This is a genomic window from Fructilactobacillus vespulae (assembly GCF_047324295.1).
GTDB classification, from domain to species: Bacteria; Bacillota; Bacilli; order Lactobacillales; family Lactobacillaceae; genus Fructilactobacillus; species Fructilactobacillus vespulae.
Genome location: NZ_CP137138.1, coordinates 62,574 through 75,554, shown reverse-complemented (window position 1 = coordinate 75,554; position 12,981 = coordinate 62,574). Strand labels below are relative to the sequence as shown.

At 33.8% G+C, this 12,981-nt stretch carries 15 protein-coding genes; all 15 read left to right on the top strand.

Annotated features, from left to right (window positions below; genetic code table 11):
• Nucleotides 1–8 precede the first annotated feature (8 nt).
• A complete protein-coding gene (locus R4B61_RS00395) occupies nucleotides 9–1,403 on the top strand; it encodes a phage portal protein (RefSeq protein ID WP_413627696.1) in 1,395 nt (464 codons plus the stop codon).
• An 11-nt stretch (nucleotides 1,404–1,414) separates the two neighbouring features.
• On the top strand, nucleotides 1,415–2,740 hold the full coding sequence (locus R4B61_RS00390) for a minor capsid protein (RefSeq protein ID WP_413627695.1): 1,326 nt from the start codon (nucleotides 1,415–1,417) through the stop codon (nucleotides 2,738–2,740).
• Nucleotides 2,730–2,936 carry a hypothetical protein gene (locus R4B61_RS00385; RefSeq protein ID WP_413627694.1) on the top strand — a complete coding sequence of 69 codons (207 nt, stop codon included), beginning with the start codon at nucleotides 2,730–2,732 and terminating at the stop codon, nucleotides 2,934–2,936. The genes R4B61_RS00390 and R4B61_RS00385 overlap by 11 nt, the downstream gene beginning before the upstream one ends.
• Before the next feature lie 133 nt (nucleotides 2,937–3,069).
• Nucleotides 3,070–3,612, top strand: a complete 543-nt coding sequence (locus tag R4B61_RS00380; RefSeq protein ID WP_413627693.1) for a phage scaffolding protein — start codon at nucleotides 3,070–3,072, stop codon at nucleotides 3,610–3,612.
• Between the two features lie 13 nt (nucleotides 3,613–3,625).
• Entirely contained in the window at nucleotides 3,626–4,522 is an 897-nt protein-coding gene (locus R4B61_RS00375; protein WP_413627692.1) for a hypothetical protein, read from the top strand.
• A 9-nt stretch (nucleotides 4,523–4,531) separates the two neighbouring features.
• Complete coding sequence (locus tag R4B61_RS00370) at nucleotides 4,532–4,900, top strand: hypothetical protein (RefSeq protein WP_413627691.1); 369 nt, start codon at nucleotides 4,532–4,534, stop codon at nucleotides 4,898–4,900.
• On the top strand, nucleotides 4,894–5,280 hold the full coding sequence (locus R4B61_RS00365) for a hypothetical protein (RefSeq protein WP_413627690.1): 387 nt from the start codon (nucleotides 4,894–4,896) through the stop codon (nucleotides 5,278–5,280). The genes R4B61_RS00370 and R4B61_RS00365 overlap by 7 nt, the downstream gene beginning before the upstream one ends.
• Entirely contained in the window at nucleotides 5,280–5,687 is a 408-nt protein-coding gene (locus tag R4B61_RS00360; protein WP_413627689.1) for an HK97 gp10 family phage protein, read from the top strand. Before R4B61_RS00365 ends, R4B61_RS00360 begins: the two co-directional genes overlap by 1 nt.
• Nucleotides 5,684–6,067, top strand: a complete 384-nt coding sequence (locus tag R4B61_RS00355) for a DUF6838 family protein (RefSeq protein ID WP_413627688.1) — start codon at nucleotides 5,684–5,686, stop codon at nucleotides 6,065–6,067. Before R4B61_RS00360 ends, R4B61_RS00355 begins: the two co-directional genes overlap by 4 nt.
• Before the next feature lie 15 nt (nucleotides 6,068–6,082).
• The gene (locus R4B61_RS00350; protein ID WP_413627687.1) at nucleotides 6,083–6,337 is read left to right on the top strand and encodes a hypothetical protein; all 255 of its coding nucleotides are present in this window, start codon (nucleotides 6,083–6,085) and stop codon (nucleotides 6,335–6,337) included.
• Nucleotides 6,338–6,339: 2 nt separating this feature from the next.
• Nucleotides 6,340–7,707: a phage tail sheath family protein gene (locus R4B61_RS00345; RefSeq protein ID WP_413627686.1), complete on the top strand. Its 1,368-nt coding sequence runs from the start codon at nucleotides 6,340–6,342 to the stop codon at nucleotides 7,705–7,707.
• A gap of 11 nt (nucleotides 7,708–7,718) precedes the next feature.
• Nucleotides 7,719–8,168: a phage tail tube protein gene (locus tag R4B61_RS00340; RefSeq protein ID WP_413627685.1), complete on the top strand. Its 450-nt coding sequence runs from the start codon at nucleotides 7,719–7,721 to the stop codon at nucleotides 8,166–8,168.
• A 19-nt stretch (nucleotides 8,169–8,187) separates the two neighbouring features.
• Nucleotides 8,188–8,586, top strand: coding sequence for a phage tail assembly chaperone (locus R4B61_RS00335; protein ID WP_413627684.1), 399 nt, complete (start codon nucleotides 8,188–8,190; stop codon nucleotides 8,584–8,586).
• Nucleotides 8,587–8,845: 259 nt separating this feature from the next.
• The gene (locus R4B61_RS00330) at nucleotides 8,846–12,253 is read left to right on the top strand and encodes a tape measure protein (protein WP_413627683.1); all 3,408 of its coding nucleotides are present in this window, start codon (nucleotides 8,846–8,848) and stop codon (nucleotides 12,251–12,253) included.
• Between the two features lie 14 nt (nucleotides 12,254–12,267).
• Nucleotides 12,268–12,978: a hypothetical protein gene (locus R4B61_RS00325; RefSeq protein WP_413627682.1), complete on the top strand. Its 711-nt coding sequence runs from the start codon at nucleotides 12,268–12,270 to the stop codon at nucleotides 12,976–12,978.
• Nucleotides 12,979–12,981: the final 3 nt, after the last annotated feature.

Here is a 12,981-nt window from a genome sequence, read left to right as displayed (position 1 = left end):
AAGTAGTTATGGAACTTAACGTTGCTATGAAAGTATTCAAGAAATTAGATGACCAATTATCAAATGTTAATGATAAATACGAAATCTCAAAGAAGTATTACAGAAATCAAAACGATATAACTGAAAATAATGATGGAGATAGTAAGGCGGATGGATTAAAGCAAGATAAGTTAACTCCATTAAGAAATGCGGATAGTCGGATTAGTTCTAACTTCCACCAATTGTTAGTTGACCAAAAAGCTTCATATTGTGGTGCAATACCACCAACTATTGATGTTGAAGATGATGCAATCAATTCTAAGATTAAGAATGTCTTAGGAGATAAGTACCAATCAACCGTCCAAAAATTAATGGTTGAGTCATCACTAGCGGGAGTTTCTTGGTTACATGTTTGGGTAGACGATAACAATGAGTTTAGATATGGCATTGTCGAACCTGATCAAATCATTCCAATTTACTCTGACTCTATGGAAAAGAAACTGTTAGCTGTTAGAAGAACTTATAAAAAGTTGGATGAAACTGACGGTAACGTTTATATCTATGATGAATATTGGACCGATACAGAAGCTACTTTCTTCAAGCGTAAAGACGGAGATGACTATTCTGATTTGCAAGCCAATAACATCATTACAACAATGGACGTCAATGCTGATATCGAAATAGGAAAAGGGAATGTCTTAACTCATAACATGGGCGACGTTCCCTTTATTCGTTTCTCTAATAATGCGGATGAAACTGGCGATTTAATTCAATATAAGGGACAAATTGATGCTTATGACATTGTTTTAAATGGTTTTATTAATGACGTTCGAGATGTCCAGCAAGTATTATTGGTTCTTAAAAATTATGGTGGTGCTGATTTAAACGAATTTATGGAAAACATCCGTAAATATAAGAGTGTTAAGTTTCAAAGTGATGAAGGTAACAGTGGATTAGAAACAGTATCCGTTGAAATACCAGTTGAAGCTCGAGATAAATTGTTAGCTAAGTTAAATGACCAAATTTACATGTTTGGTCAAGGTCTTGACTTGAATAAGATTACACTTGGTACTGCTGTTTCAGGTGTTGCAATTAAGATGATGTATAGTGCATTAGAAATGAAAGCTGCTAAGCTCGAGTCTGAATATCGACCAAGTATTAATCGCTTAATTCGTTTTATATTACGTTATTTGAATGAGAAGGATAATATTGCTATTTCTCAAACATGGAAACGTTCGTTGATTTCAAATGAGCTAGAGCAAGCACAGGTTATCTCTAATCTTGCTAATGTTTCATCTGCTGAAGCGATTGCTAAGAACAGCCCAATTGTTTCTAACTGGGAAGAAGAAATTGAACTCAGACAGGAAGAAAAAGCGGGAAGTGATCCCTACGCAAATGATGATGAATTAGATAAACATGACTAATAGGTGTTTTTATGGCTGATTATTGGGAAGAACGAGCTTTACAAATTAAGGCTAATCAAGTTAAAAATGCTAAAAGATATGAAGAGCAACTTAAAAATAGATTTGAACCAGTTCAAGCAGAAATAGAATCATTAATTGATAAATTTGTTCATAAATATGCAAAGGCTCATGGTTTGTCGCTTGAACAAGCACAAGATACTTTGAGTAAAGATGATTTCCACACTTGGAAAGAGACATTAAATAAGTGGGAAGACATGTCTGACGATCCAGAGTATAAATACTTATATGAAGCTTATATGACTGGTGAATATGCTAAATCTCGTATTAGTAGATTGGACGCATTAAAACAACAAATTACTGACATGCTAGCTACCTATACTAGTAATGAGACAGATGAATTTGCTGACACGCTTATGAATTCATATTCTGATACTTATTACAAAACAACACATATGATACAAAACGGTTTAGGAACGTATTCAAGTGATTTCCAAAAACTAGATGAGCGAATTCTTAAAAGTGTTATTAATCAAAACTGGCAAGGATCAAACTTTAGCAAACGACTTTGGGGTAATATGGTTAATACTTTGCCTTCATATCTTGAGAAATCTTTATTTAAGGGTGCTTCATTAGGCTATGATTCAAAACAAATGGTTAATGAAGCTCGCCAAGTATTTAAGAACATGAAAGATTATGAACTTCATCGATTGATTGTTACTGAAATGGGACACGTTGATGAAACGGCAACTCAGAGTTCTTACAAAGAAAATAAATTAGAACAATATCGTTATTTAGCGACTTTGGAATCACGAACTTGTGTCATTTGTGGAGAACTTGATCATAAGATTTTTAATGTGAAAGATATTGAACGAGGTATTAACTATCCATTAATTCATCCACATTGCCGTTGTACTACAGCACCATACATTAAAGATATTGATAGTTTAATTAATAAAAAACGTTGGTCTAAAAATATTTTTACAAATAAATCTCAAGAAATTAATTCAATGAGTTATAATGATTGGATAAGTTGGGTACGTAAATCAGAAGGTAATAAAATTTTAGGTAAAACTACCAGAGATGAAATTAAAATTAATAGAGTTTCTGAGCATGCTTTTGACCGTATGCTTGAAAGAAATAGAAATGCTACTCATATTATTGATGCTATTGAAAATCCATTAAGAATTAGAGATAAAGGTATCGATAAATCTGGAAGACCTTCTAAAGAATACATTGGGGAATTTGGTACAGCAGTTGTTAATCCTGAAACTGGTACAATTGTAACTACTTTTCCAACTAGCAGTAATAGAGTTAGGAAGTTGAAAAATGATAAGTGAAGTTTTAAATGAAAAAGAAATTAAATACTTGAGTAAGTTTATTAATTTACCAGGTAAGGATAAAGTTCTTACTGAAGATGAATGGTTTGATATTCAGGACAAAGCTAAAGATTTAACGACTGAACATGTTTTGGATAACATAGAAGATGCAAATTATTTGAATGATATTGCAGATAAACTTATTGAATTTTTTTAAAAAACATCGACAACAATTTGTTAGGTGTTTTTATTTTGCGAATATTCGCCCTTAGCATGGCGTTAAAAGGCTTATTTTTTATACCTTCAATTCGTCGCCGACTGACGTTAAATTGTCGAGAAGGAGTTTAATTATGAAAAGAGAAGACTTACGATCATTAGGTCTCAACGATGAACAAGTTGATAATGTCATGAAATCACATCATCAAGAAATTGATAATTTGAATGCTAAAGTAACTGATTTAACAACTGAACGTGACCAATTGAATACTCAATTAGGAGAACGTGATAAGGATTTAAAGAAGTTACAAAAGAATTCAAAAGATAATGAAGAGTTATCTAGTCAATTAACAGAGATGAAGACTAAATATGACGCTGATAAACAAAAGTGGGAGTCTAATTTAGCCAAAACAAAACTTAATGGTGCTATTGACGCTCAATTAGGACAAACCAAGGCTCGTGATACCGAAGTCATCAAAAAATTAATTGATTTAGATTCAATTAAACTTGGCGAAAATGGAAAAGTTGATGGACTGCAGAATCAAATTGACCAATTAGCCAAAGATAAACCTTATTTATTTGAAGGAAATGAACAACAACACTATAACCCACAGGACGGGGAACCAAATGTAAAAAATTCGTTTGCTGACGCCTTGGGTATCGTTAAGTCAAAATAGGAGGAATTTATAAATGGTAGCAATTAATTATGTTACAAAAGATAATGGCGCTTTAGATCAAAAAATCACACAAGGACTTCTTACTTCCGCATTAGGTGGTAATGCTGATGTTGAATTAGTTAACGGTGGTAAATCATTTACTTTAACTACTATCTCAACATCAGGATTAAAAGCACATAGTCGTGGTAAAGGTTACAACTCAGGTTCTGTTGAAAACGCAAAAGAAGTATACACAATGGGGCAAGACCGTGATGTTGAATTCTTTGTTGACAAACAAGATGTTGATGAAACTAACCAAGATTTAGCAGCTGCTAATATTTCAAAGGTATTTATTGAAGAACATGTCCAACCAGAAATCGATGCATACCGTTTCTCTAAGTTAGCTAAAAAAGCAGTTGAAGCAAACCAATCAAACTCTGACTCAATTACAAAAGCAAACGTTTATTCAAAAATCAAGGATGCTATTTTACCAGTTCGTAAATATGGTCCACAAAATATCGTTGTATTTGTTTCAAGTGAAACTATGGATGCATTAGAACAATCAACTGAATTTACTCGTTCAATTACTAACCAAAATATTGGCATGACAGCATTAGAATCTCGTGTAACTTCAATTGACGGAGTTCAATTAGTAGAAGTTTGGGATGAAGACCGTTTTATGAGCGATTATGATTTCTCAGATGGATTTAAAGCAACTTCTGATGCAGTAAAAATTAATTTCTTAGTTGTTGCTAATCCAGCAATTATTCAATTAGTTAAAGAAAATGCTGTTTACTTGTTTGAACCAGGTCAACACACTGAAGGTGACGGATACTTATATCAAAACCGTTTATATCATGATATTTTTGTTCGCAAGAATAAATTAGATGGTATTCGAGTTAGTTTAACTAAACCTACCGCAACTAAATAGGTGGTGTCCATGGTAAAAGTTAATAATGACAATATTAAAAATGATGTTAAGAAATTATTTCCAAACATTGAAGATGATGCATTATTAACAATGATCATCGACAAATTACTTAACGAAATTAGTTCATACGTCAACATTGATATTACTGATTTACCTGATAAATTAGAGCCGACAATCGTTATGTGTCTATTTGCATGGCTTAAAGATAATGATGTATTTGAAAATGAATCTAATGATCCTGTGTCACAAATTTCTGAAGGAGACACAACTGTTAGTTTTGCTGTTAACGCTAAAAAAACTGAATTGATTAGCGAGTCTAATTTAATCAGTAGTTCATTACAAAACGTTCTTAACAATTATCGGAGGGTAGAATGGTAAGTAATTACGACAATGCTTTTAACAATACTAAAAAAGTTCTTAGAACACTTTACCGTGATAAGGCAACTATTTATGTAATTGAAAATAAAAGTAGCGACAGCCCATTTTCTGATGATGAAAATACACCAGTTCCACTACTTAGTGATATCAATGTTAAGGTATCAAAACGTCAGCTTAGTCCATTGAAAGGTAATATGTATGGTTCTGATAACTATGATGCAACTATCTTTTTAGATAATGATGTAAAATTACCAGCTGGATCAATATTCGAAGTTACGGATGTCAATGGCAATGTTACAACTTATAAAGACGCTTCTAGTGGCTATACATCTTATAAGACACATCAAGAAATTGCTGTAAATTATATGGAGAGAAAATAGTGACAAGTTTAGGATCATTTGAAAATTCAGATTTTGAAAATATGGCTAGTAATTTTAATAACTTTGTTAATGGAGTTGCTACGAAACAGATGGTGATGAATTCATTGAATGAAGCTGTCGCTCTTGTCATGAGTGGAGTTAAGGAACGCACACCAGTTGATACTGGAGCTTTAAGGCGTAATTGGTCTAGCAGTGGCGTTAGATATAGTGGGAGTTTTGCTAGTGTTGATATTTCTAATAATCTTCACTATGCACCATATCTTGAATATGGACATAGGTTAAGAAATGGTGGTTATTATCCAGGTGTTTTTATGTTGACCAATACCTTAAATGATGTTGATAAAGTCTTTGAAAAGATTTTAGAAAAGAACTTTAACAAATTTATGAAAGGCACGGGTCTTGAATGATGACAATGACAGAATTGGTTGGATATACATTATCCAATATAAAACCTGAGATACCAGTAATTAGATCACATAAGTTGGACGGAAAAATTAAATTTCCGTCTTTTTTTGTACAACCATTAGCAACTCAAACTCAAGTTAAATTGTCAGATGAACAAATGCGAAAATACAATTTTGACGTTGTTTATCTCGTTGATACTAAGTCAATGAATGTTCAATCTGAATTAGATAAAATGAGTGAATTTATGTTGTCTAATCTTGAATGGATAGTTGATAAAGACGGAATTAAAAGACATAAAGTTAATGATTTAAGTGTCGAAATTCAAAATGAAGACTTGCATATCAGTTTTTCTGTTAATTCACGATATAGACAAGGAAATTAATGATTGGAGGTCATTATGGATAAAAGTTCAAGTAATCCAAAAAAAGTTGATATTTCATCAACTTCTAGTGATTTAGTTCCAGTCAAAAAAGATACACCTAAAGTATCTGAAAAAACTGAAATTACATTCACTAAGGATCAGTTTGTAAATACGAGCAGTTATCCAGGATATATGCGTGACCTATTTAAAGTTGCGTTAAAAGATAACGTTCAATACACAATCGAAAAAGCAAATGCTGAAGTTAATTCTTTGGTAGAAAGGATGTTTTAAATATGGCAGGTGGAACTTATAATTCTCAAAACAAAATGTTACCAGGAGCATGGGTTAACGTTAGAACAACACAAGATACGGCTTCTACGAATACTGGAGAACGTGGAGTTGTTTTTACTGCTTTAACTGATCTAGGTTGGGGAGAAAACGGACTTGTTAATATCACTGCTGGTAGCGATATTTTAAGCAAATTGGGAGTTGATTTAGACTCTCCTAAAATTACTGGACTTCGAATGGTATTAGGAAATGCTAAAAAAGCTTTAGTATTCAATGCTAACTCAGGTACTAAAGCTACTGGTATTTCTGATAATTTACCGTTTGATATTTCAGCAAAATACAACGGAAAACGCGGTAACGATATTACGGTTACTGTTAGTCCTGATTCAAACAATGCTACTAACTTCACTGTTGAAACGTTGTTAGGAACTAAATTAGTTGATAAACAACGTATTTCAAAAGTATCAGATTACCAAGCTAATTCATTTGTTGAATTTGCTATTAAAGGTTCAGCACAAAGTGATGACGGAGTTTCTGCTTTAGCTAAACTAACTAATCCAGTTTCCGTAAAACTTAGTGGAGGAGATAACACTAAGAGTCTTAGTTTGGTTGAAGATATTTCAAACGCAATTGAAACTTCTGATTTCAATACAATTGTTGCTGCTGATTCTGCTGATAATTCTCCACTTCATGCAGTATTTGTTTCTGCGGCAGAAAGATTGCGTGATGAGCAAGGCAAGAAAGTTCAAGCAGTTGTTCCTGATAAAGCAAACACTAAGTCAGATTATGAAGGAGTTATTGTTGTTGGTAATTCTATCGTCATGTCTAACGGAACAGAATTAACTCAATCACAATCAGCTGGATTTGTAGCTGGTGCTTCAGCAGCAGCTTTACCAAATGAATCATTGACTTATCGTCAAATTAATGGAGCTAAAGATGTATCTCCTAGATTAAATGATGATGATTCAGTTGACGCTATCTCACAAGGTAAATTAATCTTTACTGCTTCTCGTGGAACGGTAAAAGTATTGCAAGATATCAACTCATTACACACATTTAGTGATGGAAAAGGTCATGATTTTGCTAAAAATAGATCTTTACGAGTTCTTGACGCAATTGCTAATACTGTTCGCATTACTTGGGAAGATTCATTCATCGGAAAAGTTACTAATAATGCAGATGGACGTGATTTATTTAAATCAGTCTTAGTTAATTATTTAACAACTCTTCAAAATATGAATGCTATTCAATCATTTAAGCCTGATGATGTTGTTGTTAATGCGACAGAAAACAAGGACTCTGTTTCTGTTGATGTAGCAGTTACAACTACTGACTCATTGGAAAAAATGTACATGACAATCACATCACGATAGGAGGATAAATTATGGCTTTTACTAAACCTGGAGATACTATTACAAGTAATTCTGGACGAGTTACTGTAACCATTGATGGTAATAATTATAATCTTGCTGAAATTGAAGAAATCGAAGCTAAATTAGAAGGAAATACTGAAGAAGTTAAAGTTCTTGGACGTCGAATGACGGGGCATAAACTTACTTCACTTGAGGGTACTGGTTCACTAACTATGTATCACATTACTTCAAGATTTGCTGAAATCGCAGCTAACTTCGCTGAAACAGGTGCTTATCCTGATATTTCAATGACACTAACTGTTGAAGATCCTTCAAGTAACACTGGTAAACAAGTAGTTCAACTAATGAATGTTATTTTAAATGACTCAATGTTGGCTTCGCTTAAATCAGATGACGGTATTTTAGAAATGGATACTGATTTCACATTTGATGATTTCAAAATCTTACAACAATTTAACTAAAAGAAAGAGGTAAATAATTATGGCAGATGTAAAATCATGGCTCTTAAACAAAGAAGATTTAAACAAGGAGGTAACTTTTAAAGCTTCTGACAAGTTACCTGAATTTAAAATCAGAACAATTACTGGTACTGAATTAGACAAGCTTCAACGTGGGGCTACTGTTACTCACAAAAAACGTGGTCAATTTACTCAAGAAACTGATAACCGTAAGTTCGTTAATTTACTAATTGAAAATACAATTGTTGAACCTAACTTGAACGACAACGAAATTCAAGAATACTATGGCACAGTTGGTAACGCAGCAGGAACTGTTCGTGCTATGTTAACTGCTGGTGAATACAGTGCGCTTATCGAAAAAATTCAAGAAATTGAAGGGTTTGACGCTGAAGAAAACGAAATTGAAGAAGTAAAAAACTAATAAAAGCTAATGACAGTGGTGACTTTCTTTATTGTATGTATGCAATGCATGAATTCGGTTGGACTCCCAGCAAATGGGCGAATTTAGGTCATCGTGAAAGAATTACAGTTATTGCGATGATACAAATTCAACAAGAGGAAGAGAAGAAAGCACAGGATAAGGCTGAGCGAGATGCTAAAAGTAAGAGTCACCGTCATTAGCAAAAAAGTCCAGGTCTATCCTGGCATACATATTAATAAAGTATGAAAGGAGGATAAACATGGCTACATTAAAAGGAACATTAATGCTATATGACAACATGTCTAGCGTTTTGAATAAAATTAACAGTAATGTTCAAAGAACAGTTAGCACTTTTGACAAATTAAAATCAACAATGAACGGTTCCGTTAGTTCTCCAAAAGTAAAAGCACCTAGTATTGATACTTCTAAAGTTACAAGTCAAATGGCAGAAATTAGAGCTGATGTTGCTAAACCAATGATGACTGGTAAAATTCAAGCTCCTTCTGTTGATACGTCAAAAATAAAAAATTTTTCATCTAGTGTAGATGAAGCTAATCAAAAAATGAATGCAACACCACCAGCTGCTAATAATGCTGGTAATTCTATTAGCAATATGGGAAACAAAGCAGAACATACAGGTAGCATTTTTAAAAATGTATTAGGAGCTAGTTTGGTTTCTACGGGTATTTCAAAAAGTATGGGAGTTATTAGTGGATCAGTTGGAGATGCAGTAGCTAGGTTTGATACTTTAAATTCATATCCAAGAGTTATGAAGCAAATGGGATACTCAACAAAAGATGCAACAAAAGCAATTGGAATTATGAAAACAGGGGTTGATGGATTACCAACATCACTTCAAGACTTAACTAAGAGCGCTCAGAGCTTTGCTATTCTTCAAAAAAATGCAACTGCTGGTGCTAAAACTGCGACTGCTTTAAATGACGCCTTTCTTGCTTCAGGAGCAAGTGGAGCAGACGCTTCGCGTGGGGTTGAACAATATAGTCAAATGTTGGCCACGGGAACAGTTGATATGCAGTCATGGAGAACTTTACAAGAAACTATGCCGTATGCATTGACTAAAGTAGCTAATGCATTTGGATTAGCAGGTAAATCGGCTGAAAAAGATTTATATGCAAAACTTAAATCTGGAGAAATTACCATGGATCAACTTAATGATAAATTTGTTGAATTAGATGGTGGAGCAAACGGTTTTGCTAAAACTGCACGAACAGCTAGTCAAGGTATTGGTACTTCATTTACTAATATGAAAAACTCAATAACTAAAGGGTTAGCTAGTTCATTGGATGCTTTAGATAACGGATTAAAAAAAGCTGGCCAAGGTGGAATAGCAGCAGTTCTTGACAAAGGAAAAGATGCTATCAATGGCTTCTTTACTTTCTTTAATAACATGCTTTCTTCTGGAATACCAAAAGTTGTTAGTTTTATTCAGTCTATCCAACCGTTATTAAGTTTTTTAGGTAAGTTAATAATGGCAATTGCACCAGTTGGAGGTGCTTTTTTTGTAGCTTCTGGTGGTGCTTTAGCGTTTTCAAAATCCATTTCAGGCATTTCATCTATATTTGGAGCAATTGCAAAGCATCCAGTAATTTCAGTATTGTTTGCTATCGGAACTGCATTTATGTACGCGTATGAAAACTGTGCACCTTTTAGAAAAGCTGTTAATGATACTATTTCTTCTTTATCTAGTTTTTGCGGATGGCTAGGTAAGACTTTGAGTGCATTGAATGATAATCAGAAAGGATGGATTTTACTTGGGTCTATAATGACATTTTTTATAACTAGTCCATTTTTGATTAAGTTTTTTGTTCCTTTAATTAAAAAATTATTAGGATTAAAAAATAGCGCTAAAGGAGCAGCATCGGCTGCTGAAAATCTTGGAAGTAGTGCTAAAAATGCTGCTAAAGGAACAGTCAGTCTTAAAGATGGATTAAATTCAATCATGAAGGCAGGTGGAATTGCATTAATTATTTCTTCTCTTGCATTATTAGCATTTGCAATTAAACCATTGGCTTCTACTGGTGCTGAAGGTGTAATTGCTATGCTAGGATTTGCAGCAGCAGTTGGAATTATGGCAGGAGTTCTTGGCTTGATGGGATCAAAATTGCAGTCTAGCGTTGTTGGAATTGCAGTATTTGCGGTAGCTATTAGTGCTATGGCATTAGCTATGTATCCAATAGCAAGCACTGGAACGCAAGGAGCAATAGCGATGGCAGCATTTGGTGCTGTAATTGCAGGATTAGTTATCATCTTTGCTTTATTCGGTCCAATGCTAAATATTGCAGCTGTTGGAATGTTAGCTTTTGGCGTTATGGCATTGTTTGTAGGAGCAGCGGTACTATTGATAGGAGTAGGGATAATGCTTGCAATGGTTGGATTAACAATGTTTGCAATGACGTTACCAATAATTTCTGCATTTGGTATGCAGGCTGCACTTGCAATTTTCTTGATTGGTGCTGCATTAATAGTTCTTAGTGTAGGTGGAATTATAGCAGCGGTTGGAATGTTGTTACTAGGAACTGCATTGATAATTGCTGGTGTTGGAGCAATTTTAGCTGGAATTGGTTTAATGATAGTTTCAGTTGCAATTATGATGATTGCAGTTTTTGGAATGATTGCAGCAATTGCGGTTATTATGCTTGGAGCAGGCTTTTTAGTTGTTGGTATGGGTTCATTACTTGCAGCAGTTGGTTTAATGATGATAAGTGCGGCTTTAATTCTTGTAACGATGACACTTATGATAGCTGTACCAATTATTATGATTGTTAGTGTTTTTCTACTTTTACTTGGAGTTGCAGCAATTGTTGCTGGAGCTGGTTTTATGATCTTAGGAGTAGCATTACTTCTGGTTGCTGCGGGAATTATGGCATGTTCTATGGCTGTAATGATGTTCTTTGGAGTAGTATCATCAATCTTTTCTCAAATTGTTTCAACCGTTTCAAACTCAATGGGTAATGCTAAAGACGCTGTTTCTAATGGTATTCATGGCATGGCGTCAATTGCTAGTGGAATGGGAGATATTTTGGTTGGCGCTGGTAAAGCAATAATTGATGGTTTCGTTAGAGGTCTTAAATCTGCGTGGGAAGCAGGAAAGAACTTCGTTAGTGGTATCGGTAGCTGGATTAAAGCACATAAAGGTCCAATTAGTTACGATAAAAAGTTATTAATTCCAGCAGGTAATGCTGTAATGAACGGTTTTAATAATGGATTAATTAATGGTTTTAGTGATGTTAAAGATACTATTTATAGTGCAACCGATGAAATTAGTAATGCTGGTAATAATGTTAATGTTTCTGACATTGCATTCGGACAGGTTCAAAATCCTGGAGAAGTATTAGCTAATGGATTTATTAATGCAATAACTGCATTGCAAAGTTTATTAGGATATATTACTAAAGTTAATGGAACTAATATTGGGTTAAACACAGAAGGAAATAGTACTTCTGAAAGCTCATTTGATCCAAGAAGTTTAATTTCACCAAATAGCAATACAAGCAATTCTAATTCAGGTAATTCAAAAGTGATTAATGTTAACGAAGGTGCTATTCAAGTTATTACTAATGGTTCTGATATTGACGGTGAAACAATTGCTCGTAAGTTAGAGGACTTTTTGAAACACCGTTCAGACGCTAATTTAAGTAATGCATAAGGAGATGATTTTATATGGAAAATAAGATAAGTCTTTACATGACTAATTTTAAAAATGAAACATATGAGTTTCCGATTGCACCGTCAGAATTTGAATTTAAACGTTCATCAGGAAATGATAAAAATAGTGTTATTAATGTTGGAGAAATAATTAGATTAGCTAATAATTCAACATTAGGAAGTGTTGATTTAAACATTAAAATACCTATTGATTTATCTAGGAGAAGGTCTTATTGGAGCTCTAGAAATATAACTTGGTCAGATAGAAATGGTGGTAATGCTTTTATATCGTTGTTAAATGATATGTTTGAACGTCATGAAGTTGTACGAGTTGTTTTAACAAATACTAGATTTAATTTTCAATTTGTTTTTGATGACTTTTCTTATAAATTATCTGATTCAGCTGATGAATATGATGTTTCTATTACAATGACAGAATGGCGTGATTACGACCCAATTGTTTTAAAGAAAGCACCTGTTCCAGCTAAAAGAACTTATGTTGTTGAGACGCCAAGACCTTCAAATAACGTTGGTATTGGTTCAGTTGTAATTGTAAATGGGCAATTACACCGTGATAGTTATGGTACTGGTCCAGGATTAACCGAAGTTAATGCTCAAAGAAAAATCAACTTTACTGCACCTGGAAAAACTTGTCCATATCACGTTACTACTATGGATGGAGGTTGGAGAGGTTGGGTTACGGCTGATTCAGTTAGACCTGCATAGGAG